The sequence below is a fragment of the Myxococcus llanfairpwllgwyngyllgogerychwyrndrobwllllantysiliogogogochensis genome (assembly GCF_006636215.1).
Taxonomy (GTDB): Bacteria; Myxococcota; Myxococcia; order Myxococcales; family Myxococcaceae; genus Myxococcus; species Myxococcus llanfairpwllgwyngyllgogerychwyrndrobwllllantysiliogogogochensis.
This window is the reverse complement of record NZ_VIFM01000938.1, coordinates 1-400: the sequence shown is the minus strand read 5'-3', so window position 1 is coordinate 400 and position 400 is coordinate 1. Positions and strand designations below refer to the sequence as shown.

Annotated in this window: 1 protein-coding gene; it reads left to right on the top strand. The window is 62.5% G+C overall.

Going from position 1 to position 400, the window contains the following annotated elements; all coding sequences use genetic code 11:
- On the top strand, positions 1-400 hold a 400-nt coding region (locus FJV41_RS56375; protein ID WP_141649686.1), incomplete at both ends, for a substrate-binding domain-containing protein.

Below are 400 nucleotides of genomic sequence, written 5' to 3'. Positions count from 1 at the left end.
GTGTGCTGGCGCGCTGCTGGCCGCCTCCCCTTTTGCGTCGGCCAAAGAGCTGAAAGCGATTGGCGTGACGGTGGGCGACCTTGCCAACCCGTTCTTTGTACAGATCACCAAAGGGGCGGAGCTGGAGGCCCGCAAGCTGGCGGGGGATAACGTCAAAGTGACGCTGGTCTCCAGCGGCTACGATCTGGGCCAGCAGGTGGCGCAGATCGATAACTTTATCGCCGCCAAAGTCGATATGATCATCCTCAACGCCGCCGATTCGAAAGGCATTGGCCCGGCGGTGAAGCGGGCCAAAGAGGCCGGGATCGTGGTGGTGGCGGTTGACGTCGCCGCCGAAGGGGCCGACGCCACCATCACCTCCGATAACACCCAGGCGGGCGAGCTGGCCTGTAAATACATT